We start from the raw sequence: 23,039 nt of genomic DNA on the forward strand, positions 1-23,039 counted from the left end.
CCTCACACCGGGTCCTCGACCAGGTCGGCGGGGCCCGGTGTTGCCGGTGAGGCGTGTCCGGACAGGGCCAGGGTGAGGTCCAGTTCGGCGAGCAGGCAGCGGATCACGTGCTCGACGCCGGCCTGGCCGTCCAGGCCCAGTCCGTAGACGTAGGGGCGGCCCAGGAGAACCGCACGGGCGCCGAGCGCGAGCGCCTTGAAGACGTCGTCGCCGGTGCGCACGCCGCTGTCGAACAGCACGGTCAGCCGGTCGCCGACCGCGTCCACCACGCGCGGCAGGGCGTCGGCCGCCGCGACGGAACCGGCCACCTGACGGCCGCCGTGGTTGGAGACGACCACGCCGTCCATCCCGGCGTCGGCGGCGAGCCGGGCGTCGTCCGGGTGCAGGACGCCCTTCAGCACGATCGGACCGTCCCAGTTCTCCCGCAGGAACACCAGGTCGGGCCAGGACTTGGCGGGATCGGAGAACATGCCGACGAAATGCATCACCGCCGCGTTCGGATCCTCGTGCACCGGCTTGGCCAGACCCGCCCGGAAGGCGGGGTCCGAGAAGTAGTTGGCGGTGCCCACCCCGTGCAGGAACGGCAGGTACGCCTGGTCGAGGTCGCGCGGACGCCAGGACAGCAGCGGCGTGTCCAGCGTGACGAACAGCGCCGTGTACCCGGCCGCCCGGGCGCGGCCCAGGAAGCTGCGCGCCACCTCGCGGTCCTTCGGCCAGTAGAGCTGGAACCAGCGCTCGGCGTCGCCCATCGCCTCCGCGACCTGCTCCATGGGCGTGCTGGATGCGGAGGACAGGATGTACGGCACGCCCTGCGCGGCCGCGGCCCGGGCGGCGGCGGGCTCCGCGTCCGGATGCATGATCGACAGGACGCCGACCGGCGCCAGCGCCAGCGGTGCGGGCAGGTCGCGCCCGAGCACTTCGACGCGCAGGTCGCGTTCGTGCACGTCACGCAGCATGCGCGGGACGATCCGGCGCCTGGCCAGCGCCGCCCGGTTGGCGCGGGCCGTGCTGCCGTCGCCCGCGCTGCCCGCGACATACCCGAAGGGGCCGGGGCCGAGGCGCCGTTCGGTGAGTTCCTCCAGCCGGGTCAGGTCGGTGGGCAGCCGAGGCACCGCGCCCGTCATGCCGTTCAGATAGATCTCGTACTGGAAGTCCGCCCAGTGCTTCGGCATCCCACGTCCGCCTCTCGTCGTCGAGCTCGCGCTGCGGGCACCATACCCGCGGGTATGCCGGGGGTGGCCGACAGGGTCGGCGGGCCTGTTTCAGGGGTGTTTCAGGCCTATTGGCGAAGGCGCGGATCACGCCATCAGGCCAGTTCCGGTCGCAATAATCGATCAAGAAACGCCCAGTTCCGGACTTGGAACGTTCTAATTTCGTGACTTCACGCCACTGATTCAATACGCAAGGTTACCGAAACCCGTGGGGTCGAGATGAGTTTCGGTGGCGGACTCGGCAGACTCGCGCTCGCCGTTCCGACACCGACCGGGCCGGGCCGGCACCACCCTCGAAACGAGCGGAAGGATGCACACAATGCGGAACACCGCGCGCTGGGCAGCGACTCTGGGCCTGACGGCCACCGCCGTCTGCGGGCCCCTCGCCGGGGCCTCCCTCGCCTCCCCGGCCACCGCCCCCGCGTCGCTCTACGCCCCCTCGGCCCTCGTGCTGACCGTGGGGCACGGAGAGAGCGCTACCACCGCCGCACCCCTGCGCGCGGTCACCCTGACCTGCGCCCCGACGGCCTCCGGCACCCACCCCGCGGCCGGTGCGGCCTGCGCCGAACTGCGCGCGGCGCACGGGGACCCGAGCGCGCTGGCCGCCGAGGACACGGTGATGTGCACGCGGGAGTACGCCCCCGTGGTCGTCACCGTCGACGGGGTCTGGCAGGGCCGGCGCCTCTCCTACGAACGCACCTTCGCCAACGAGTGCGTGAAGAACGCGGGAAGCGCGAGCGTCTTCACGTTCTGAGGACCGGGTCCGCCGGGACCGTGCGGCGTGACCGGCGGCTCGCTACTGGGGAGTGCGAGCCGCCGCCGTACGGGTCCCGCGGGCCCGCACCGGGGGCGGCGGACGGAGTGGGGCCGTCCGCCGCCCTCCCGGACCGGAGAGCTGCGGCCCCGGACCCGTCCGGTCAGTCCTTCGCGTCCGGCCCGTCGCCGGCGCCGGACGACCGGGCCCGGTGACTGGTGTCGCACCACGGATAGCGCCGGCTGCGCCGGCACGTGCACAGCGCCACCCGGAAGCGGTCGGAGGACACCGTCGTCCCGTCCTCCAACTCCACCTCCACCGGCCCTTCCACCAGCAGCGGCCCCCGGCGCTGGACCTTGATCCGGCGCGGGGCGTCCGGCGGGCGCGGGGCGTCAGACGGGGAGTTCGGCACGGACCACCACCAACTCCTCCTCGTAGTCGGCCACGGACAGCAGCCCGCGCTGCCGCAGCCAGCGCTCCCGGCCGCGCAGCACGGGGCCGAACGCGATCCGCCGCCGCCGGATCACCGCGGCCTTCAGGCCTGCCTCGCGCAGCAGCCCCTCGGTCCTCGCGGGATCGCTGAGCGCCGACTGCACGAGCAGCAGCACCCCGCCGGGGCGCAGCAGCCGGGGCGCCTCCAGGCAGATCCGGTCCAGGACCATCCGGCCGTCGTGGCCCGCGTCCCAGGCCCGCGCGGCACCACGCGGCCGTCGGCCGGAGGCGGGCGCCGGCACATACGGCGGATTGGCCAGCACCAGGTCGAACGACTCACCGCGTACGGGTGTGAAGAGGTTGCCGTGCCGGACGCGGATCCGCAGTCCGGCACGGGCCGCGTTGAGCCGCGCGGCGCACACCGCGCGCCAGGACACGTCCACCGCGGTCACCCGGCCGCCGCGCCGTGCCGCCGCCAGGGCGAGGGCGCCCGTGCCGGTCCCCACGTCGAGCACGGCCGCGCCCGGCGGGAGCGACTCGTCGGACAGCGCCCCGGCCAGCAGGGCGGTGTCCTCCTGAGGGGCATAGACGCCCGGTAGCACCATGAAATTCACGGACCCCAGGTACCCCGGCCGTCACGAAATATGAGAGATTTCTCCCTGCGTGCGGCGAGGGGCGGGCAGGGGCGTACGCAGGGACGACCGTCCCGCGCGCCAGTCGGCGAGCAGCCGGGCGCCGAGGCGCTCTTCGATGTACCCGGTGGCGTCGATGCCGAACACGACGTCCGCCGCGAGCTGCGGTTCCTGCTCCAGCAGCCCGTCGATGACCTCGTGCCGCACGATCTGCTCGTGCACCGCGTCGGCCTCGACGTGCTCGTCGTAGAAGTGTTCGGCGGCCGGACCGGCACCGGTGCGGCGCATCGCCTCGGCGAGCCGCCGGGAACCGGGGGACGAGGTGATCTCCACTGCCGCGAAGTGCCCCACCAGCGCGCCGCGCAGCGACCGGTGCAGGCCGAACAGGGACATCATGTTCACCGTGGCCAGGCACTCGGCCGAGGCCGCGTCGAGATGGGCCCCGTACGTCGTGTCCAGGTCCAGGTCCGTCATCAGGTCGGCGAACAGGCGGGCGTGCACCCGGTCGGCGCGCCCGCCGCCGTACTCGTCGAACTCCACCGCCGCCATCGCCGCCTTCGCGCGGCCCCACAGCCGGGGCAGCACCCAGGCGTGCGGGTCGGCCTCCTTCAGGTGGTACAGCGAGCGCTGGGCCGCGTACTCGCGCAGCTGCCACAACTCGCCCTCGTCCCGCAGGAAGTGGCTGACCCCCTCGCCGTGGACCGGCTCGACGAGCAGCGCCCCGACCGCGTCCGCGACGCTGTCGTGCACGGGGGTGCCGGCCCGCAGGGCGGCCAGGAAACGCCGCTCGAGACCGGCCCGGACGCCCAGCAGGCCGGGGTCCCACTCGAGGTCGGGGCGCACACCCGCGAAACCGCGGTAGTGCAGCTCGTAGCACTGGTACAGGGCGAGCTGGAGGTCGTCGCCGTACACGGGCGCGGCGGCGACGGCCTCGGGGGAGGGCAGCGGGCCCGTGCCGAGCAGATGTGCGCCGACGGCCTCGGAGACCGGTCCCCGCGCCGTCGGCAGCTGTGGTCCTTCGCGGTCGTACTCCATGCGCCGCGAGTACCCGGACGGCGCCGTGGCACCCCCGGCCGCGTGGAGCGGCACTCACTCGCCCTCGGCGTCCTCCTGGGCACCGGTGTTCGGCGAGGTGGCGTCACCGGCCTCGCCCCGGTGCTCGCCCTCGTCGGACTCCGCGTCGCGGGGCCTGGCCTCCTCGATCTCGCGCAGCACCTCCTCGATGGCGGTCTCGGGCTGCTTGTGGTCGTGCTCGCCGTTGTGGGACACGGGGTCCTCCTTCTCTCCTCGTACGGGTCGTGCCGGGGATCGCTCAGCCGGGGATCGCTCAGTTCGACGTGGCCGCCAGGCGCAGCGGCACCGGCGCCGGGGGAGCGGCCTCGTCGCTGCGGCGGACGACCTCGGCCCACCAGGACGGGCCGTCCTCGATGTGGCGCAGCAGGACGCCCTCGCGGATCGCCCAGGGGCAGAGCGTCACCGACTCCAGGCCGGTCAGCTTCATCGCCGTGTGCCCCACCACGGCGCCGGCCAGACTCTGCGCCGCGCGCGGCGCAGAGATGCCCGGCAGCCGGGCCCGCTCGGGGGCGGACAGCGCGGCCAGCCGGCCCACCGCGTCCCCCAGGTCCGAGCAGAGCATCCGCCGCTCGGTGAAGGGCCCGTGCCGGCCCGGCGGGGCCCCGCACAGCCGCCCCAGCTGCTGGAAGGTCCGCGAGGTGGCCACCGCGGTCCGCGGTCCCTCCCAGCGGATCCGCGCCGCGACGTCCCTCAGCTGGTGACGGACCCTGCGGCGCAAGGCCCTGACCTGGTCCCGCGACGCCGGGTCCTGGCCGCCCGCCAGGAACTCGTGGGTGAGCCGGGCCGCGCCCAGCGGCAGCGAGGCCACGAAGCCGGGCAGCCGGCCACGCCCGAACGCGACCTCCAGCGAGCCGCCGCCGATGTCGAGCAGGGCGAGCGGTCCGGCCCGCCAGCCCATCCACCGCCGGGCCCCGAGGAACGTCAGCTCCGCCTCCACCTCGCCCGGCAGCGTGCACAGCGGCACGCCGGTGCGGGTGTGGACGGTGCGTAGCACCTCACGCCGGTTCGGCGCGGCACGCACCACCGCGGTCGCGAAGGCCAGCGGCCCCGAAGCGCCCCAGCGGTCCGCGGTCAGGCTCGCGTCGGCGACCGCCTCGACGAGCCGCTCCACGGCCTCCTCCGGGACCGGCCCACCCGGCCTGACCTGCTCCGACAGCCGCAGCCGCCACTTCGCGGTGTGCACCGGAAGCGGGACGCCGCCCTCGGCGTCCGCCACCATGAGCCGGACCGTGTTCGATCCCACGTCCACCACGCTGATACGCATGAGGGCAACAGGTACCCATTTGAGCGCCGATCAGGCCAGCTGTCGCCGCACCAACTCGTGCAGCCGGCCGCCGGTGTCCGCCAGCAGCCGGGCGGGCGGGCCCTGCTGGGCGACCTTGCCGTCCTCCATCACGATCACACGGTCGGCGTCGAGCACCGTGGACAGACGGTGCGCGATCACGATCCGGGTGGCGTTGAGCGCCTTGGTGGACTCGATCACCGTCCGCTGCGTCTCGTTGTCCAGGGCGCTGGTCGCCTCGTCGAAGAAGAGGATGCGCGGCCGGCGGATCAGCGCCTGAGCGATCATCAGCCGCTGTCGCTGGCCCCCGGAGACCGCCCCGCTGCCCGACACGATCGTGTGCAGGCCCATCGGCATCCGCTTGATGTCCTCGGCGAGCCCCGCCATCTCGGCCGCCGCCATCGCCTCCTCGGGCGTGTACGGCTCGGTCCCGCAGATGACGTCCAGGATCGAGCCGGTGAACGGCTGCGCGTGCTGGAGCACCACCCCGCACTGCCTGCGTACCGCCGACTGGTCCAGCGCCGCCAGGTCCTGGCCGTCGTACAGGACGCTGCCCGACAGGGGCCGGTCGAAGCCGATCAGCAGCCTCAGCAGCGTCGACTTGCCGCAGCCGCTGGGGCCGACGACCGCCACGAACTCGCCGGGCCGCACCTCGAAGGACACGTCGTCCAGGACCAGCGGCCCGTCGTCGGTGTACCGGAAGGACAGCCGACGCGCCTCGATCGCCCCCGACAGCGGCCCCGGCCGGGTGCTCGCCGTGCGCACCTCCGGCGTCGCGTCCAGGACCGGCCGGATCTCCTCGAACAGCGGCAGCGCCGCCACGCCCGACACGAACGCTCCGGTCAGCTGGGTGACCGAGGTCAGCAGCATCGTCACCGAGGCGTTGAAGGTGAGGAACTCCGCCGCCGACATCGAACCCCGCGCCGGACCGGCGAGCAGCATGAACATCAGCAGCGTGCACAGCGGCAGGTACACCGCGCCGAGCACCGCGTTCAGGTTCTTGATCCGCCCCGCCCGCTGCTGCAGCTCCCGGCTGTGCGCGAACCGCTCCGCCCATGCCGCGTAGGCGTAGTTCTCGGCCGCCGCCACCCGCAGCTTGGGCAGCCCGCGCAGGGTCTGGAACGCCTGGTTGTTCAGTTTGTTGGTGAGCTTGACCAGCCGCCGCTGCCAGCGCACCTGCCACAGTCCGAGGCCCAGGAAGACCCCGGCGACGACCACCAGCATGCCGAGCGCCGCCAGCGCCATCGGCACGCTGTACCAGAGCAGCAGCCCCAGGTTCATCGCCCCGACGGTCACCGACTGGGCCACCGTCGGGCCCACCCCCGCCAGCAGTCGGCGGATCGCGCTGATGCCCATGGCCGCGCTCGCCAGCTCACCGGTGGAACGCTCGGTGAAGAACCTCGTCGGCAGCCGCAGCAGCCGGTCCCAGACGGCGGGCTGGAGCGTCGCCTCGATCCGGCCCTCCAGGCGCAGGATGGTCAGGTTCTGCAGCAGCATGAACGCCGCCGCGACGACACTGCTCAACATCACCGCGAGACACACCTGCACGATCAGCCCGGTCTGTGCCTTCGGCACGAACTCGCCGAGCACCCGGCCCGTCGCGACCGGTACCAGCGCGCCGAGGGCCACCGTCACCAGACCGGCGAGCAGCAGGGACGTCAGGTCCCGGCGCGTGCCCGCCAGGCAGAACCGCAGCAGCCGCAGCGGACTCGGCCGGCGCTCCGGCAGCGGACGGTAGAACATCACCGCGCGCGGCTCGAACTCCCCGGCGTTCGCCTTCTCCACCGGTGTCTCACGACCGGTCGCCGGATGCACGGCCACATAGCCCCCGCGCCGCCACAGCAGCGCCACCGGCGCCCCCGACAGGGTGCGGTGCCCGACCAGCGGCCCCACGTCCTCCCGCCACCAGCGGTCCTCCAGCCGCACCGACCTGGTCCGCACGCGCGAGGCGAGCGCGATGCGCTCCACCGGGTCGAGCCGGTCGCTCTCGGTGCCGTTCCGGGCCGGCTCGGCGAGCGGGATACCGGCGGCGCGCGCGACCAGTGCGCAGGCCGCGTAGGTGGCGTCGGCGTCGGCGGACGTGGTGCGCCGCGCCGACCCCTTGCCGATGGAGGCCAGCAGTGTCCGGTCGGCCTGGGCGCGCACCGCCTCACCGGCCTTGATGCCGGCCGCCGTCCGGGTCTCGTGGGTGCGCTCCAGCTGCTCGATCCAGCGGTCCAGGGTGGTCAGCAGCCGGTACTGCTGGTCTACCAGGCTCTGCCACAGCGCCGGGTCCATCAGCAGGTCGGCGGCCGCCTCCTCGCCGTACACCGCCCCGTACTGCACGCTGCCCGGCGGGACCTGCATCCAGAACACGTCGTCGTCGGTGGGTGCGGCGGCCCGCTCGCCGGCCATCGGCGCCTGGAAGAGGACGGTGAGGCCGCGGCCCACGCCGAGGGCGAGGGCGTACTCCAGCGGGCTCGTCGTCGGCGGCACGTACTGGGGGTTGCCGTAGGCGTCGTAGGACCATGTCTGGGTGTTCGCCGGCTGGTACAGCTCGCGCAGTGCGATGCGGTGCACCACGCAGTCCCGCAGCGGGCGTGCCACCAGGGTGTGCTGCGGCCCGGCGACCGGGCCGAGCAGCACCGAGCCCGCCTCCAGGCGGCCCAGGTGGTGCCAGTGGCCCTGCTCCCCGGCGTCGACCGCGAACAGGTCCACCGCGCCGGACGCCACCAGCCACAGCACCTGCGGCCCCTCCAGGTCGAGGCGGTTGAACCCGGCGCAGTCGACGCGCGTGCCCAGCGAGCCGAGCGCCCCCAGGACCAGGTCGCCCTGTCCCTCGTGCACGGTCGTCATCTCAGCGCTCCCTGACCAGCGCCGCGTAGGTGCCACCACGCGCCACCAGTTCCTCGTGCCGCCCGCGCTCCACCACCGTGCCGTGCTCCAGGACGACGATCTCGTCGCTGTCCCGCACGGTGCTGAGCCGGTGCGCGATCACCACGCAGGCGCAGCCGCGCCGGCGCAGGTTGTCCATGACCACCAGCTCGGTCTCCGCGTCCAGCGCGCTGGTCACCTCGTCCAGGACGAGGATGCTCGGCCGGCGCACCAGGGCCCGCGCGATCTCCAGGCGCTGGCGCTGCCCGCCGGAGAAGTTGCGGCCGTCCTGCTCGACCGGGCTGTGGACGCCGCCCGGCCTGCGCATCACCACGTCGTACAGCGCGGCGCCCTTCAGCGCGTCCACCACGGCGTCGTCGGGGATCGACGGGTCCCACAGCGCCACGTTGTCGCGCACCGAGCCCTCGAACAGGAACACGTCCTGGTCGACGAAGGAGACGGAGGAGGCCAGCGCCCCGCGCGGGATGTCGTCGAGCCGCTGCCCGTCGATGCGGATCACGCCGTCCCACGGCGCGTACAGGCCCGAGATCAGCCGCGACACCGTCGACTTGCCGCTGCCCGAACCACCGACCAGGGCCACCTGCTGCCCCGGCCCGACGGTCAGGTCGAATCCGGTGAGCAGGGGCTTGTCGAGCGGGTTGTAGCCGAAGGAGATGTTCTGCAATTCCACGTGGCCGCGCAGTCGGCGGGTGGAGTCGCCGCCGCCGGGGCGGTCGTAGAGCGGGTCCGCCCGGAAGTTCTCCACGTCCTTCAGCCGGGCCACGTCGGCCGCGAAGTCCTGGATGCGGCCCGCGACGCCGTTCAGCCGGGTCAGTGGGGCTGTGAAGCGGACCACCAGCGCCTGGAAGGCGACCAGCAGACCGACCGAGATGTGGCCCTCGACCGCGCGCATGCCGCCGATCCACAGGATCAGCCCGCTGTTCAGCGTCGCAAGCGTCGGCGCGACCACGCCCAGCCAGGCACCCGGCACCCCGAGCCGCTGCTGCTCCTCCAGGGTGGTGGCGTGCTGGCCGGCCCACTTGCGGAAGTAGCCGTCCTCGCCGCCGGTCGCCTTCATCGTCTCGATCAGCTGGAGACCGGTGTAGGCGGTGTTGGTCAGCCGCGCCGTGTCCGCCCGCAGCTTCGCCGTACGGGTCGCGCGCAGCCGGATGACGACCCGCATCGCGAAGATGTTGAGCAGCGCCACGCCGATGCCGACGAAGGTGAGCTGCGGGTCGTACGTGTACAGCAGCACGGCGTACAGGACGACCACGATCGCGTCCACGCCCGCCGCGGCGAGGTCGCGGGCCAGTGTCTCGGCGACCGCGTCGTTGGACTGCAGCCGCTGCACCAGGTCGGCAGGGCTGCGCTGGGAGAAGAAGGTCACCGGCAGCCGCAGCAGGTGCCGCAGGAAGCGGGCGCTGGAAAGGGTGGAGGAGATGATGCGACCGTGCAGCAGGTTGGCCTGCTGGAGCCAGGTCAGCACCACCGTGAGCAGCACGCAGGCACCCATCGACGCGAACAGCACGCCGAGCAGCGAGGTCTGCCCCCCGATCAGGAACATGTCGATGTAGGTGCGGCTGAGCGCGGGCACCGCCGCGCCGACCGCCACCAGGAGCAGGCTCGCCAGTACGGCGGCGGGCAGGGTCCCGGCCGTGCCGCGCAGCCGGGCGGGCATCGCGCCGAGCACGCCCGGCTTGCGGCCGCCGCGGGTGAAGTCCTCGCCCGGCTCCATGGTCAGCACGACTCCGGTGAAGCTGCCGTCGAAGTCCTCCAGGGACACGAAACGGCGGCCCTTGCCCGGGTCGTTGATGAACACCCCGCGCCGCCCGAACCGGCGGCCCATGCCGTCGTAGACGACGTAGTGGTTGAACTCCCAGAAGAGGATGGCCGGTGCCGTCACCTCGGCGAGGGCGGCCAGGTCCATCTGCATGCCCTTGGCGGTGAAGCCGTAACTCCGGGCGGCCTTCAGCAGATTGCTGGCGCGCGAGCCGTCGCGGGAGACGCCGCAGGCGATCCGCAGCTCCTCCAGCGGGACATGGCGGCCGTAGTGCGCCAGCACCATCGCGAGAGAGGCCGCGCCGCACTCCACCGCCTCCATCTGCAGCACGGTCGGCGTACGGACGGTCTTCGCGCGGCTCTTCGGCACGCTCCGCCTCGGCGGGGCGGCGCGGCGTCTGCCCCGGGTCTCCTGTGCGGTGCTCACGGCAGCAGCCAATCGACGGGACGCTGGTCGGCCAGCCGGATCGAGCCCGAGGCCAGGGTCATGGAGGACAGTGCGAAGGGCGGTCCGTCGGCCGAGGACCACTCGTAGCCGCTCTTCGTGGACTTCGAGGCCGCCAGCTCCACCGTCACGGCCACCGGCCTGCCGTCCTCGGTGAACTGCTCGCCGAGCTGGCTGTCCCCGAGGAACGCGGCGATCGTCTGCGCGGACTGGGCCGAGCGGTCGACGGCCTTCACCTCGCCGTGCAGGACGCCGTACTGCTGCGTCGGCACCGACTGGACGGTCAGGTCGACGGAGGCGTGCGCGGGGATGGCGGCGGCCTTCTCGGCGGGGACGTAGACGGTGGCGTAGAGGGGATCGCCGGTGTGGGCGACCTTCTCGACCGAGGCGACGTTCGCGCCGGTCCGGATGATCTGCCCGACGGTGGCCGCGAGCGCGCTGACCCGGCCGGCGTCGACCGAGCGGACCACCGTCTCACCCTCGGCGGTGCGGACCTTCAGCACCGGGGCGTCGGCGGCCAGCCGCTGCCCCGGGCGCGCCAGGACCGCGGTGACCTGGCCCGAGGCGGGACTCTGCAGGAGGTAACTGCCCTGCCCGTGGGTGAGGATGGCGGGGGCGGAGACCGTGGAGGTCACCGAGCCGCCCACGGCCCACACGGACGCGGCGGCCATCGCGACCACGGTCACGGACAGCACCAGCCAGCCCTGGGGACGGGCGAAACGCACCGGGAGATCGAGCTCCTCCGGCGACTGGAGCTTGGCGAGGGCCTGTTGGCGGAACTGCACGGCTGACGTATCCAGGGCTCGGTGAGAACGTCCGAAAGGCGCGAACGGCCGAAGGGGGGAACGGCCGAAAGCCGAAAGGCGAGAACGGCCGAAAAGTCCCGGAGCCTGGAGGGCTCCGGGACTCAGCGACGCAAGGGCGCGATCAGAGACCGGCGACCAGGCCCGTGACCGGGGCGGTGTTCAGGCCGGTGGCACCCTCGACCGTGCCGACGACGGTGTTGACCAGGCCGGAGACCGGGGCGATGCCGTCCACCAGGCCGGTGACGGTGCCGACGGCGTTCACGTTCAGGCCGCCGGAGACGTTGTCGAGGTCGGCGTCGGAGATCTCGACGGTCTCAACCTGGGGGGTGGAGTTCATGATGGAACTTCCCTTCGTATAGCCATTTCACAAGGGGGGAGCGGCCCCCTCTGGGGACAGATGACGGCCGCGACCGCGAGCGCCGAGTGCCCGTTTCCCGAGCCCTCCGCGGCCCCCGCGGTGCGATGGATCAAAGCACGCGGCCGGTCCGGGCTTCCAATCAATCACCCCTCCCACCAGCGCACTTGCGACGCCCGGGCACCCAAGCGTGCAGGGGCGCGCACGCCTTCGCGGCGACTTCTTCACACGCTGCGCCACATCGGCTCGTGCGATCCCTTGCCCCGGGGGAGCCGATTGGGGCACTCCGGCCCCAATGGCGTACGAGCCGCCGCCCGCTTGTGCAGATGCTCCAACGAGAGTGACCGGGTTGGGCATTCGATGTGCAGATTCGCTGAAGCAGTCATTCCGCTCCGTGATCGCAACGGTGCGTCGCCGGGCGGACGCGGAGGGTGTCGTCCGGGTGCGACTCGGCGCTCCGGCTGAACACCCCGCCCGGCCCGTGCGTACCAACTGCCATCCAGGCGCCCCCAACAGCTGCCGGACCGGCGGGCACGGACCCCGGTCCCAGGAGGTCGAGTAGGTTGAGTCACAAGCGAATCCCGAAGCGCAGGGCCGCGATGGCGGCGGGCGGTGTGGTGGCGCTCGGCGCGGCCGCCGTCCTGCTGCCGAACGCCAACGCCTCGCAGGACGGCGGCTCCTCCAACGACGCCGCCGCGACGCCCAGGACCCTCAAGGCGGCGGACGCGTCGGATCTCGCCTCACGGCTCGCCGGCCTGCTCGGCGACACCTTCGCCGGTTCCTACTACGACTCCGGCGCGCGGCAGCTCGTCGTCAACGTCGTCCCCGGTGACAACGACGACGCCGTCGTGCAGGCCGAGAAGGCGGGTGCGGACGTCCGCGAGGTCGACAACACCATGGGGGAGCTGCGGAGCGGCGCGCAGACCCTGAAGTCCGAGGCCGGCATCCCGGGCACCTCGTGGGCGATCGACCCGCGCACCAACAAGATCCTGGTGACCGCCGACAGCACCGTCACCGGCGACCGGTGGGACCGGCTGGAGTCCACCGTCGAGGGCCTCGGCTCCGGCATGGCGACGGTCAGGAAGTCCGCCGGCACCTTCAAGACCTTCGCGTCGGGCGGCGACGCCATCTTCGGCGGCGGCGCGCGCTGCTCACTCGGCTTCAACGTCACCGCGGGCGACGGCTCGCCCGCCTTCCTGACGGCCGGTCACTGCGGGGTCGCGGCCGAGCAGTGGTCCGACGCGCAGGGCGGGCAGCCGGTCGCCACCGTCGACCAGGCGGTCTTCCCCGGCGAGGGCGACTTCGCGCTGGTCACGTACGACGACCCGGCGACCGAGGCGCCCAGCGAGGTCGACCTCGGCGACCAGACCCTGCCGATCAGCCGGGCCGCCGAGGCGACGGTCGGTCAGGAGGTCTTCCGCATGGGCAGCACGACCGGGCTGGCCGACGGCCAGGTCCTCGGCCTGGACGCCACCGTCAACTACCCGGAGGGCACGGTCACGGGTCTCATACAGACCGACGTCTGCGCCGAGCCGGGAGACAGCGGGGGCTCCCTGTTCACCCGGGACGGCCTCGCGATCGGCCTGACCTCCGGCGGCAGCGGTGACTGCACGGTCGGCGGCGAGACCTTCTTCCAGCCGGTCACCACCGCCCTGGAGGCGGTCGGCGCCACGCTCGGGGGCGAGGACGCCGGTGCCGGTGCCGGGAACGAGGGTGGCGCGGGCGACGGTTCGGGTGCAGGTGGTGCCGACGACGGCTCCGGTGCGGGAGATGCCGGGGAGGCGGGTGACGGCTCCGGTGACGGTGCGGCCGTCGGCGGCGGGGACGGGGGCGAGGGGCTGACGGGCTAATGGGCTGACGGGCTGACACAACGGCCTCCGGATCGCCGCCCGGCCCCCGCCGACGGGACCGGACGGCGACCGGAGGCCGAAGTACCTGCGGCGGCCGTCGCCCTCCGGCTCGTGCTCCGCGCACCACTGCTCGAGGGTCCGCTCCGCGAACAGCGGCACCTCCCGGTCCGCCACCCCCGCCACCAGCACCGCGGCCTTCGACAGCAGGGGCGCGTGCGTGAGCGCGTTGACGACCGGGGCCGGCCGGATGCGGCCCACCACCTGCGCGAGCGCCGGCAGCCGGCCCATCGACGGCCCGGCTGCCCGTACCGGCCGACCGGACCCCGCGGCCCGTGTCCGCCCCTCGCGCACCCGCGCGGCAGTGGCCGCAAGGCCCCGGGCCCTCCCGCCCACCTCCGCCGATGCGTACGGCCCGGCGTCGCTCGCCGCCGTGGCCTGCGCGCCGGGGGCGCCCCCCACCATGACCCTCGCACCGCGTCGTCCTGCCCCGTGCCACCCCGCGCCGCGTCGTCCTGCCCCGTGCCACCCCGCGCCGTGTCGTCCTGCCCCGTGCCGCCGCGTCGCCCCACTCCTCGTCGTGCCGCCCCGCGCCGTCTGCGGTGCCCGCGTGTGTCCGCCCCGTCCGTGGCCCGCGGGCACGTCCCCGCCCGCGCCGTGCAGTAGCCGGCCTCGTGCCCGCGAGTGCTCCTGGCCGGCGGTACCCGGTCCGTAGGGGCTGCGCGGATGTCCCATAAGCGCTGTAATGGCGACGTGGTCAGAGAGGGCGCTGCGGAACGCGGACCGAGGACGCTGCGTGCCGAGGGCGCCCTGAAGGCGATCGCGGCGGGCCCGCGGCCGGAGCAGCGGCTGCGCGGGATCCTCGAACAGGCGCTGGTCTTCGCCGGCGCCTCCTTGGCCGCGCTCTACACGCCCGGTGACGACCGCGAGCTGCTCTGCCTGGCCGAGTCGGCCGGAGCGCCGCGCACCCTGTACGGCGTGCGCGACAGCTACCCCGCGTCCGGCGGCTCCCCGGTCGCCGACGCCCACCGCGCCGGCGAGGCGGTGTGGATCGGACCGGAGGAGTTCGCCGGATCGGCGGAGTCGCGGCACGTGCCGTCGAGCGGCTTCTCGCTGGCCGTCCTGCCCGTACGCGGGGACGGTGGCGGCTGCCTCCTCGCCCTGACCGAGCACCCGGACGGGTTCGACGCCGACGGCCGCGCGTGCCTGGAGCTGATCGCCGAGGCGATCACCTGCCCCGTCCCGGCCGCGACCACCGAGTCCGCCGAGGCAGGTGACCTCCAGCCGGACGCCTTCACCCTGGCCATGGACACCGGCCGGGCGGAGGTCGGCGACGAGATCCTGCGGCTGTTCGGCCTCGCCCCCGAGGAGTTCGACGGCAAGGTCGAGACGCTGCTCGGCCTCACCGTGCCGGAGGACCTGCCGTCACTGATGTCGGTGACCGAGTCCGACCACATGACCATCGGCGAGCGCGAGCTGGAGTTCCGGGTGCTCCAGCCCACCGGCCCGCCGAAGTGGCTGCGGCTCAGCGGGCGCCTGCTGCCCGGCGGCGACGGCAGGCCGACCCTCCTGGTCGGCACCGTCGCCGACGCTTCCACGCTGCGCCCGGACGTGACCGACGTCGCCCGCGTCCAGCGCCTCGCCGCCGCGCTCGCCACCGCCGGGACCGTCCGCGACGTCAGCCAGGCCGTCGTCGCCGCCCTGCGCAGACCGCTCAGGGCCGACCGCATCGCCCTGGCCGAGCTGGAGAACGACCGGCTCGTCGTCACCGTCCTCGACCCGCCCGACCCCGAGTCCTGGCCCGAGCTGTGGCGCCTGGAGTGGCGGACCGAGTGGCCGGACGCACCGGTACGGGCCATGCCCACCCTCGCCGCCGCGCTGCGCGAGGGCCGCGCCCGGATCTGGCCCGCCGGCACCGGCGACCTGGAACCGGCCCTCGCCGACGTCGGCCCCGGCGGCCTGGCCGTACTGCCCCTGCCCGCGGGCGGCCGCATGGCCGGCGCCTGCCTGATCGGCTGGGACACCCCGCACGACTTCGGCCCCGACGAGCGCGCCCTGCTGACCGCCTCGGCGGGCCTGGCCGGGCAGGCCCTGATGCGCGCCCACGCCTTCGACGCCGAACACGAGCTGGTCGGCATGCTCCAGCGCCAGCTGCTGCCGCGCCGGCTGCCGAAGCTGCCCGGCGCGGTCGCCGTCGCCCGCTACCTGCCCAGCACCGCGGGCCTGGAGCTGGGCGGCGACTGGTACGACGTGATCCCGCTGCCCGACCACCACGTGGCCCTGGTCATCGGCGACGTCCAGGGCCACAGCGCCGGCGCTGCCACGCTGATGGGCCAGATGCGCACGGCCCTGCGCGCCTACGCCGTCGAGGGCCACCCCCCGGACGTGGTGGTGTCCCACGCCAACCGGCTGCTGACCGGCATGGAGACCGACCTCTTCGCCACCTGCGTCTACGTCGACCTCGACATGGAGGAGGGCTCCGCCTGGTGCGTGCGGGCCGGGCACCTGCCACCGGTGCTGCGTCACCCCGACGGCAGTACGGAGATCGCGGAGGTGGAGGGCGGGCCGCCGCTCGGCGTGGTGACGCAGGCCGACTTCCCGATGAGCCCGCTGCGGCTCAGGCCGGGCACGCTGATCGCCCTCACCACGGACGGCCTCGTGGAGACGCCGGAGTCCGACATCGACGAGGGCATGGACCGGTTCGCGCACGCCCTGGCCGTCTCCGCCCCCGCCCACCTGGGGCTGGTCGCCGACGCCCTGCTGGGCAACGCGCGCCGCAACGACGACGTCGCGCTGCTGCTGGTGCGCTACGACGGCATGGCCCTGCGCCCGCTGCGGGAGAGCTGGTCGGTGTGGCGGCTGCCCGAGGCCGTGCGGCACGCCCGCCGCTTCACCCGGCGCACCCTGCGCTCCTGGGACGTACCGGACGACGCCGTCGACGGCGTGCTGCTGATCGTCTCCGAGCTGGTCACCAATGCCCTGGTGCACACCGACGGCAAGGTACGGCTCGACCTCACCCTGATCAGCGGCCGGCTGCGCGTCGCGGTCGCCGACGCCTCGCCGCGCACGCCCGTCAAACCGACCAGCATCGGCTGGGAGGCCACGGGCGGACGCGGCATCCTCCTCGTCGAGGCCCTGTCGGCGGCCTGGGGGACGCTGCCGGTCAGCGGGGGCAAGCAGGTGTGGAGCGAAATCCCGGTCGGCGGCTGAGCGTCCCCGGCCGGTTCGGCCACCCCGACGCCGGGTACCCGCCCGGCCGCGCCACGCGCGAGAAACAGGGAAGCCGGGCGCGGGCGAAGAAGCCGGGAAGGAAAGGGAGGGACGCCCCCATGACCCAGTACGTCCGCGACGTCATGACCGGCGATCCGGTGACGGTCGAGCCGCTGACCTCCGTCACGGCCGTGGCCCGTATCATGCGCGACCGGGGCCTCGGAGCCGTCCTGGTCACGGAGGGCGACCGGCTGCGCGGCCTGGTCACCGACCGCGACCTGGTGGTCCGGTCGGTCGCCGAGGGCGGTGACCCGGAGCAGTCCACCGTGGCCGGCGCGTGCAGCGACGACGTGGTCACCGTACGGTCCGACGAGGAGCTGGAGCACGCCGTCCGGCTGATGCGCGAGCACGCAGTACGCCGTCTCCCGGTCGTCGACGACGGCCGTCCGGTCGGCATCGTCTCCCTCGGCGACCTGGCCATGGAGCGCGACCCGGAATCGGCGCTGGGCGACATCAGCGTGGCCCGGCCCAATTCCTAGGCACCGCGGGGAGCCGTCTGCCCGGGTTTTGCGCTGTCCCGCCCGGGGACCCGGAGGGGCGAGCGCACCATACGCGGACCCAGAAGGAAGATGATGCCCGTGACCACGGACACCGGCGGCAAACCCGCCGTCCGTCGGCTGGAGACAGGCTGGTCGAAGGCCCGCCGCCTGCGGAGCAGGGGCGTGCTGCGCACCTGGATACCGGCCGTCGAGGACGGCAGCACCACCCGCACACCGCAACCGGGCCAGGAGTCGAACATCGTCCGGGGCGAGGACTGAGCGAGCCCCGAGGGCGGTGACCCCGCCCAGCGCGCCGGCCTCGGTGCCGGCGCGGTGCGCGTTCCGGGCCGGTCGCGGAGCACGAAGGGCACGCCGGTAGCGTCGCGGACGCCCCGCACCGTCCGCCCCGACTCCCCGCAAGGCACGGAACCGCTCATGAACATCCTGGTCACCGGCGCCGCCGGATTCATCGGCTCCCGCTACGTCGCCGGGCTCCTCGCCTCCGACGCGCCCGGGGCGCCGCGGATCACCGTGCTGGACGCCCTCACCTACGCCGGGACCACCGCCAACCTCGAACTCGGCCATCCTCGCCTGGAGTTCGTGCACGGTGACATACGCGACGCGGAACTCGTGGACAAGCTGACGGCCGGGGCGGACCAGGTGGTGCACTTCGCCGCCGAGTCCCATGTGGACCGCTCGATCCACGCCGCCTCCGACTTCGTCCTCACCAACGTCGTCGGCACCCAGAACCTGCTCGACGCCGCCCTGCGCCACGGCGTGGGCCCCTTCGTGCACGTCTCCACCGACGAGGTCTACGGCTCCGTCGACTCCGGTTCGGCCACCGAGGAGCACCCCCTGCGGCCGAGTTCCCCCTACGCCGCCTCGAAGGCGTCCGGCGACCTGCTGGCCCTCTCGTACCACCGCACCCACGGCCTCGACGTACGGGTGACCCGGTGCTCCAACAACTACGGCCCGCACCAGTTCCCCGAGAAGCTCGTGCCGCTGTTCGTCACCCACCTCCTGGACGGCCGCCCGGTGCCGCTGTACGGGGACGGACGCAACGTCCGCGACTGGCTGCACGTCGACGACCACTGCCGGGGCGTCGACCTGGTGCGCACCCGGGGCCGGGCCGGCGAGGTCTACAACATCGGGGGCGGCACCGAGTTGAGCAACCGCGACCTCACCGGCCTGCTGCTCGACGCCTGCGGCGCGGGACCGGACCGGGTCGTGCACGTCGCGGACCGCAAGGGCCACGACCTGCGCTACTCGGTCGACTGGAGCAAGGCCCGCGAGGAACTGGGCTACCGCCCCCGCCGCGACTTCGCGGCCGGGCTGGCCGAGACCGTCGCCTGGTACCGCGACAACCGGGCCTGGTGGGAGCCGCTCAAGCGGCGCGCCGACGCGGGGTGACCGGCGTCCGGCCCGTCAGCCGTGCGTCTTGCCCAGCAGTTCCAGGATCTCCCGTGTCGTGCCCGTCTCGCCCAGGCGCGGGAAGATCCGCTCGACGCTGCCCCGGTGCGCCTCGGCGCTCATGTCGCTCATGGCGTCGGTGGCGAGTGTGACGTGGTAACCGTGTTCGTGGGCGGCGCGGGCGGTGGACTCCACACCGATGCTGGTGGCGATGCCGCAGAGCACGATCTGGGTGACCCCCCGGCGGCGCAGCTGGACGTCGAGGCCGGTGCCGTGGAAGGCGCCCCAGTTGCGCTTGGTGACGGTGATGTCTCCGGGGTGACCGGCCAGTTCGTCGACGACGACGTCCCAGCCCTCCGGCCGCGGGCCGCCGGCGCCGGCCTCCGTACGGCCGGGCACGGCGTCGGCCCCGTCGGCGGCGAAGGAGACCCGGACCAGCACCACGGGCAGGTCGCGGGCGCGGAAGGCCTCGGCCAGTTCGACGCTCCGTGAGACGACCTCGGCGCCGGTGTACGGCTCGGTGGGCGCGGCGACGATGCCGGACTGGAGGTCGATCACGACGAGGGCGGTGCGGGGGTCCAGGGCGGTGACGGTCATGAGGTGGTGCCTTTCGGATGGTTCTCACACGGTTCGGCCGCGATCGACCCCACCGTAAAATCGACAGGTAAAACTGTCCAGCTGAGACTGCACAGTTTTACCTGTCGATTAGACTCGACGGTGTGCGTCTGCTGATCACGTCCGACACCCACCTGCCCAAGCGTGCCAAGGAGCTGCCGGCGCCGCTGCTGGCGGAGGTCCCGCGCGTGGACGTCGTCCTGCACGCGGGCGACTGGGTCGACACGGCCACCCTCGACCTGCTGGAGAGCCGCAGCCGCCGGCTCATCGGCGTCCACGGCAACAACGACGGACCCGCGCTGCGCGCCCGCTTGCCCGAGGTCGCGTACGCGGACCTCGGCGGCCTGCGCTTGGGCGTCGTCCACGAGACGGGCGCCGCGCAGGGGCGGGAGGCCCGCTGCGCCGCCCGCTTCCCCGACCTCGACGTCCTCGTCTTCGGGCACAGCCACATCCCCTGGGACACCACCGCGGCCACCGGCCTGAGACTGCTCAACCCGGGGTCGCCGACGGACCGGCGCCGTCAGCCGCACTGCACCTACATGACCGCCACGGTCGCCGACGGCCGGCTGCGGGACGTCGAGCTGCACCGGCTGCCGCCACGGTGAGCAGGGCCCGGCAGTGGAACGGGCGGTACCCGTGAGGGTGCCGCCCGGTGCGGACCGGGCCGCTCCGTGTCGGAGGAAGCGGCCCGGGCGCTTCTTCTGGAGTGCGCTGTCACGGACCTCCTTCCGAGGCAGTGGTGTCAAGGACATGCATGCCTTGTCCGTTGCCGGGCGACTACCCATGCCGGGCGGGCTCACACCTGCGTGCGGGGACGATCCGCCGGACCCGGACCGCGGGGTGTCTCAGCCGGCCGACGGCCCCGTCCAGTCCGCCGCCACCCGGCCGATCCTGACCCGCTGCGGGTGGTCGCCGACGGGGACGGAGGCGGACTTCTCGCCGGTGGCGAAGTCGATGGCCGTGACCTGGTCGGCGCCGCTCTCGGAGACCACGCAGTGCCTGCCGTCGCCGCTGACCGTGGCCCAGTACGGCTTGGCCGCGGCCACGAGCGGGCCCTCACGCAGCGTGCCGCGGTCGACGACCGTGGCGTAGTCGTCCATCGTGCCGGCGACGCAGATCCTGGCACCGTCCGGGCTCATGGAGAGGCCGTGGTGGCGCGAGTCGTTCACCCAGGTGGTGCGGTCCTCGCTCGTGGCGGGGTTCTTCGGCAGGGTCTTGGTCCGGGTGATCCGGTCGGTGGCGACGTCGTACTCGAAGAAGCCGTTGAAGAACGAGACCTGGAAGTACAGCTTGGACTCGTCGGGCGAGAACACCGCGGGCCGCACCGCGTCCGAGTGGTCCCCGAGGCCGATCGCGTCGAGCCGCTCCCGCATGTCGATGACCTTGACCTGCCGGTACGTCCTCGCGTCCACGACCGTGATGTGCCGGTCGCCCTTGGTCCAGTCGAGCCAGGGGGCGTCGAGCGCGGTGTTCACCTCCCCGATGGACATGTTCCAGATGTACCTGCCGTCGCCGGTGAAGATGTTCTCGTGGGGCTTGTCGCCGGTGGCGAACGAGCCGACCTGCTCGCCCGTCTGGATGTCCAGGACGTGCACCGTGTTGGAGGTCGACGCCGAGACCGCGACCCGGGTGCCGTCGGGGGAGACCGCCATGTGGTCCGAGCGGTACCCCGAGACCGGGAAGCGCCAGTTGATGTCACCGGTGGCGAGGTCGACGGAGACCACATCGGCGAAGCTGGGCCGGGAGACGACCACCGAGGCGCCGTCCGGCGTCGAGTACATGTCGTCGACGAGCTGGTCGTGCCCCTCCCCGACGCCGTTGCGGATGGCCTGGAAGTAGATCCACTTGATCGGGTCGGCGTTGATCTCCGCCATCCGCTCCGCCCGGTCCGGGACCACGTCGATCCGGCCGATCCCGGCGAAGTCGCCGGTGGACCGGATGACGTCCGCGGTGCCGTCCCAGTTGTTCCCGACGAACATCACCTCGCGCAGGTCGGCGGGGGCGTCCGGGGCGGCCGACGCCGTGGCGGCGGGGGCGGCGACGGTGAGGGCGAGGGCGGTGGCGACGGCGCCGAGGTGCCTGGTCGTGAACGCGGGCATGCTGCTCTCCTCCGGCAGGGGGCGTGGTGTGGGGGCGATGGAGCGCTGGAGCGATGGAGCGCGCAATCTGAACACAGCCGCTTTCAGAGTGAACTTACTGCAAAGTAAGGAATGGGCGCCCTTCTCCACAAGGCCGCGGACACGACAAAATCAGCCGTGCGGCGGGGAGTTGGCGCGAGGAAGGAGAACGGGTGGCGGGCAGGCTCAGGGCACCGACGGGCCGCTACGGCGGCAAGTCGGCCGCGCAGCGCCAGGCCGAACGCCGCCGGCGCTTCCTCGACGCCGCGCTCCAGCTGTTCGGCGACACCCCCGGATACCGGGCCACGACCGTCGCGGCCCTCAGCGACGCCGCCGGCCTGTCCACCCGCCAGTTCTACGAGGAGTTCCGCACCCTGGAGGACGTGCTCGCCGCCCTCCACCTCCAGGTCAACGACTGGGCCGAGGACGCCGTCCGCGGCGCCGCCGAGGACACCAGCGACCTGCCGCTCCCCGAGCGCGCCGCCGCGATCTTCCGGGCCTACGCCGCAAACGTCACCGCCGACCCGCGCCGCGTCCGCATCACCTTCGTGGAGATCATCGGCGTCAGCCCGCGCCTGGAGGAACAACGGCTGGCCCGCCGCGCCCGCTGGATCGACCTCATCTGCGCCGAGGCCCGATCGGCCGCCGTACGCGGGGAGGCGGCGCCCCGCGACTACCGGCTCGCCGCCACCGCGTTCATCGGCGGTGTCAACGGCTTGCTGCACGACTACAGCGCGGGCTGGGTGGACGCCACCCTCGACGAGGTCGTGGAGGAGCTGGTCCGGCAGCTCCTGGCCCTGCTGCGCCCACCCGGCTGGAGTCCGACGGCGCGCTGACTACCCCCGCCCCAGGACCAGGACCCCCGCGCACCCGAGCACCGCGCACGCCCCCAGCAGGCATCCGGCCAGCAGCCGGCGCCGCAGCGCGCGGTACCGCTCCTCGTACTCCTCGCGCAACCGCCCGGCACGCTCGGCCGTGCGCCGCCAGGAGTTCCGGGCGAGGGCGAGGTACTCGGCCTCGAAACGCTCCTCCACCTCCTGGCGCCGGTCGTCGCCCAGCCAGTCGAACGGCGCCGTGAAGCGTACGGCGGCCGTACGCCCCTGCGCACGGGTGGCCGCGATGAGCAGATGGCCCTCGATCTCGTCGATGAGCACCCGGGCGGCCTGCGGGCGGCCCTCCCCGCCGCTCACCGGGGGCTCAGCTCCGGCTCGGCACCGGCCGCGGGGGAGTGGTGCAGGTCGAAGGCGGGGGATTCACTGCGGATGCGCGGCAGCGTGCGGAAGTTGTGCCGCGGCGGCGGGCAGGAGGTCGCCCACTCCAGCGAACGGCCGTAGCCCCACGGGTCGTCCACCTCGATCTTCCTGCCGTACTTGGCGGTCTTCCAGATGTTGTAGAAGAACGGCAGGAGCGACATGCCGAGCAGGAAGGAGAACACGCTCGACACGGTGTTCAGCGCCGTCAGCCCCTCCACCGCCAGGTAGTCCGGGATCCGGCGCTGCATGCCGTTCGCGCCCAGCCAGTGCTGGACCAGGAACGTGCCGTGGAAGCCCACGAACAGCGTCCAGAAGGTGATCTTGCCCAGACGCTCGTCCAGCATCTTGCCGGTGAACTTCGGCCACCAGAAGTGGAAGCCGGCGAACATCGCGAACACCACGGTGCCGAACACCACGTAGTGGAA

At 73.3% G+C, this 23,039-nt stretch carries 22 protein-coding genes; 8 read left to right on the forward strand and 14 right to left on the reverse strand.

The window, feature by feature from the left end; genetic code table 11:
- Positions 1 to 2: 2 nt before the first annotated feature.
- A complete protein-coding gene (locus tag ACZ6IM_RS28625; protein ID WP_052842657.1) occupies positions 3 to 1,172 on the reverse strand; it encodes a lactate 2-monooxygenase in 1,170 nt (389 codons plus the stop codon).
- A 358-nt stretch (positions 1,173 to 1,530) separates the two neighbouring features.
- Here ACZ6IM_RS28625 and ACZ6IM_RS28630 point away from each other — a divergent pair, with 358 nt between their 5' ends.
- A complete protein-coding gene (locus ACZ6IM_RS28630; RefSeq protein WP_052842658.1) occupies positions 1,531 to 1,965 on the forward strand; it encodes a protease inhibitor in 435 nt (144 codons plus the stop codon).
- 163 nt (positions 1,966 to 2,128) lie between these two features.
- On the opposite strand, the gene ACZ6IM_RS28635 is transcribed toward ACZ6IM_RS28630, so the two are convergent.
- From ACZ6IM_RS28635 to ACZ6IM_RS28675, 9 genes are all read right to left on the reverse strand, one after another.
- Positions 2,129 to 2,377 (reverse strand): CDGSH iron-sulfur domain-containing protein, encoded by a 249-nt coding sequence (locus ACZ6IM_RS28635; RefSeq protein ID WP_469560304.1) that lies wholly within the window; start codon positions 2,375 to 2,377, stop codon positions 2,129 to 2,131.
- Positions 2,358 to 3,002 (reverse strand): HemK2/MTQ2 family protein methyltransferase, encoded by a 645-nt coding sequence (locus ACZ6IM_RS28640; RefSeq protein ID WP_469560307.1) that lies wholly within the window; start codon positions 3,000 to 3,002, stop codon positions 2,358 to 2,360. The genes ACZ6IM_RS28635 and ACZ6IM_RS28640 overlap by 20 nt, the downstream gene beginning before the upstream one ends.
- A gap of 30 nt (positions 3,003 to 3,032) precedes the next feature.
- On the reverse strand, positions 3,033 to 4,064 hold the full coding sequence (locus tag ACZ6IM_RS28645; RefSeq protein ID WP_469560310.1) for an iron-containing redox enzyme family protein: 1,032 nt from the start codon (positions 4,062 to 4,064) through the stop codon (positions 3,033 to 3,035).
- Between the two features lie 54 nt (positions 4,065 to 4,118).
- Complete coding sequence (locus tag ACZ6IM_RS28650) at positions 4,119 to 4,298, reverse strand: hypothetical protein (RefSeq protein ID WP_052842661.1); 180 nt, start codon at positions 4,296 to 4,298, stop codon at positions 4,119 to 4,121.
- A gap of 58 nt (positions 4,299 to 4,356) precedes the next feature.
- Positions 4,357 to 5,367, reverse strand: a complete 1,011-nt coding sequence (locus ACZ6IM_RS28655) for a Ppx/GppA family phosphatase (RefSeq protein ID WP_052842662.1) — start codon at positions 5,365 to 5,367, stop codon at positions 4,357 to 4,359.
- Between the two features lie 30 nt (positions 5,368 to 5,397).
- On the reverse strand, positions 5,398 to 8,220 hold the full coding sequence (locus ACZ6IM_RS28660) for an NHLP bacteriocin export ABC transporter permease/ATPase subunit (RefSeq protein WP_469560313.1): 2,823 nt from the start codon (positions 8,218 to 8,220) through the stop codon (positions 5,398 to 5,400).
- 1 nt (position 8,221) lies between these two features.
- On the reverse strand, positions 8,222 to 10,444 hold the full coding sequence (locus ACZ6IM_RS28665; RefSeq protein WP_469560315.1) for an NHLP family bacteriocin export ABC transporter peptidase/permease/ATPase subunit: 2,223 nt from the start codon (positions 10,442 to 10,444) through the stop codon (positions 8,222 to 8,224).
- Positions 10,441 to 11,247 (reverse strand): HlyD family efflux transporter periplasmic adaptor subunit, encoded by an 807-nt coding sequence (locus tag ACZ6IM_RS28670; RefSeq protein ID WP_052842665.1) that lies wholly within the window; start codon positions 11,245 to 11,247, stop codon positions 10,441 to 10,443. Before ACZ6IM_RS28670 ends, ACZ6IM_RS28665 begins: the two co-directional genes overlap by 4 nt.
- A gap of 142 nt (positions 11,248 to 11,389) precedes the next feature.
- On the reverse strand, positions 11,390 to 11,605 hold the full coding sequence (locus tag ACZ6IM_RS28675; protein ID WP_007389398.1) for a hypothetical protein: 216 nt from the start codon (positions 11,603 to 11,605) through the stop codon (positions 11,390 to 11,392).
- 581 nt (positions 11,606 to 12,186) lie between these two features.
- On the opposite strand from ACZ6IM_RS28675, the gene ACZ6IM_RS28680 reads away from it, so the two are divergent.
- The 5 genes from ACZ6IM_RS28680 to rfbB all read left to right on the forward strand — a co-directional run bounded on the left by ACZ6IM_RS28680 (position 12,187) and on the right by rfbB (position 18,629).
- Positions 12,187 to 13,473, forward strand: coding sequence for a S1 family peptidase (locus tag ACZ6IM_RS28680; protein ID WP_469560319.1), 1,287 nt, complete (start codon positions 12,187 to 12,189; stop codon positions 13,471 to 13,473).
- A gap of 723 nt (positions 13,474 to 14,196) precedes the next feature.
- Positions 14,197 to 16,680, forward strand: a complete 2,484-nt coding sequence (locus ACZ6IM_RS28685) for a SpoIIE family protein phosphatase (protein ID WP_052842667.1) — start codon at positions 14,197 to 14,199, stop codon at positions 16,678 to 16,680.
- Between the two features lie 119 nt (positions 16,681 to 16,799).
- Entirely contained in the window at positions 16,800 to 17,219 is a 420-nt protein-coding gene (locus ACZ6IM_RS28690) for a CBS domain-containing protein (RefSeq protein WP_052842668.1), read from the forward strand.
- Positions 17,220 to 17,318: 99 nt separating this feature from the next.
- Positions 17,319 to 17,498: a hypothetical protein gene (locus ACZ6IM_RS28695; RefSeq protein WP_052842687.1), complete on the forward strand. Its 180-nt coding sequence runs from the start codon at positions 17,319 to 17,321 to the stop codon at positions 17,496 to 17,498.
- 156 nt (positions 17,499 to 17,654) lie between these two features.
- On the forward strand, positions 17,655 to 18,629 hold the full coding sequence (gene rfbB, locus ACZ6IM_RS28700; RefSeq protein WP_052842669.1) for a dTDP-glucose 4,6-dehydratase: 975 nt from the start codon (positions 17,655 to 17,657) through the stop codon (positions 18,627 to 18,629).
- Between the two features lie 15 nt (positions 18,630 to 18,644).
- On the opposite strand, the gene ACZ6IM_RS28705 is transcribed toward rfbB, so the two are convergent.
- Positions 18,645 to 19,226: a hydrolase gene (locus ACZ6IM_RS28705; RefSeq protein WP_052842670.1), complete on the reverse strand. Its 582-nt coding sequence runs from the start codon at positions 19,224 to 19,226 to the stop codon at positions 18,645 to 18,647.
- 122 nt (positions 19,227 to 19,348) lie between these two features.
- Between ACZ6IM_RS28705 and ACZ6IM_RS28710 the strand changes: the two genes are divergently transcribed.
- A complete protein-coding gene (locus ACZ6IM_RS28710; RefSeq protein WP_052842671.1) occupies positions 19,349 to 19,849 on the forward strand; it encodes a metallophosphoesterase family protein in 501 nt (166 codons plus the stop codon).
- A gap of 240 nt (positions 19,850 to 20,089) precedes the next feature.
- Here ACZ6IM_RS28710 and ACZ6IM_RS28715 read toward each other — a convergent pair whose 3' ends face one another.
- On the reverse strand, positions 20,090 to 21,343 hold the full coding sequence (locus tag ACZ6IM_RS28715; RefSeq protein WP_469560324.1) for a YncE family protein: 1,254 nt from the start codon (positions 21,341 to 21,343) through the stop codon (positions 20,090 to 20,092).
- 191 nt (positions 21,344 to 21,534) lie between these two features.
- On the opposite strand from ACZ6IM_RS28715, the gene ACZ6IM_RS28720 reads away from it, so the two are divergent.
- The gene (locus ACZ6IM_RS28720; RefSeq protein ID WP_052842673.1) at positions 21,535 to 22,197 is read left to right on the forward strand and encodes a TetR/AcrR family transcriptional regulator; all 663 of its coding nucleotides are present in this window, start codon (positions 21,535 to 21,537) and stop codon (positions 22,195 to 22,197) included.
- Here the strand turns inward: ACZ6IM_RS28720 and ACZ6IM_RS28725 are convergent, their stop codons facing one another.
- A complete protein-coding gene (locus tag ACZ6IM_RS28725; RefSeq protein ID WP_469560327.1) occupies positions 22,198 to 22,551 on the reverse strand; it encodes a hypothetical protein in 354 nt (117 codons plus the stop codon).
- On the reverse strand, positions 22,548 to 23,039 hold a 492-nt coding region (locus tag ACZ6IM_RS28730; RefSeq protein ID WP_469560330.1), incomplete at its 5' end, for a cbb3-type cytochrome c oxidase subunit I. The genes ACZ6IM_RS28725 and ACZ6IM_RS28730, both read right to left, overlap by 4 nt.

The sequence above is a fragment of the Streptomyces sp. NPDC042336 genome, assembly GCF_055581985.1.

What these genes read in the sequence shown, in the direction of transcription:
- rfbB (WP_052842669.1), top strand. Translation starts at nt 17,655, where the DNA reads ATGAACATCCTGGTCACCGGCGCCGCCGGATTCATCGGCTCCCGCTAC.
- ACZ6IM_RS28645 (WP_469560310.1), bottom strand. Translation starts at nt 4,064, where the DNA reads ATGGAGTACGACCGCGAAGGACCACAGCTGCCGACGGCGCGGGGACCG.
- ACZ6IM_RS28625 (WP_052842657.1), bottom strand. Translation starts at nt 1,172, where the DNA reads ATGCCGAAGCACTGGGCGGACTTCCAGTACGAGATCTATCTGAACGGC.
- ACZ6IM_RS28640 (WP_469560307.1), bottom strand. Translation starts at nt 3,002, where the DNA reads ATGGTGCTACCGGGCGTCTATGCCCCTCAGGAGGACACCGCCCTGCTG.
- ACZ6IM_RS28660 (WP_469560313.1), bottom strand. Translation starts at nt 8,220, where the DNA reads ATGACGACCGTGCACGAGGGACAGGGCGACCTGGTCCTGGGGGCGCTC.
- ACZ6IM_RS28675 (WP_007389398.1), bottom strand. Translation starts at nt 11,605, where the DNA reads ATGAACTCCACCCCCCAGGTTGAGACCGTCGAGATCTCCGACGCCGAC.
- ACZ6IM_RS28705 (WP_052842670.1), bottom strand. Translation starts at nt 19,226, where the DNA reads ATGACCGTCACCGCCCTGGACCCCCGCACCGCCCTCGTCGTGATCGAC.
- ACZ6IM_RS28715 (WP_469560324.1), bottom strand. Translation starts at nt 21,343, where the DNA reads ATGCCCGCGTTCACGACCAGGCACCTCGGCGCCGTCGCCACCGCCCTC.
- ACZ6IM_RS28690 (WP_052842668.1), top strand. Translation starts at nt 16,800, where the DNA reads ATGACCCAGTACGTCCGCGACGTCATGACCGGCGATCCGGTGACGGTC.
- ACZ6IM_RS28685 (WP_052842667.1), top strand. Translation starts at nt 14,197, where the DNA reads ATGTCCCATAAGCGCTGTAATGGCGACGTGGTCAGAGAGGGCGCTGCG.
- ACZ6IM_RS28655 (WP_052842662.1), bottom strand. Translation starts at nt 5,367, where the DNA reads ATGCGTATCAGCGTGGTGGACGTGGGATCGAACACGGTCCGGCTCATG.
- ACZ6IM_RS28630 (WP_052842658.1), top strand. Translation starts at nt 1,531, where the DNA reads ATGCGGAACACCGCGCGCTGGGCAGCGACTCTGGGCCTGACGGCCACC.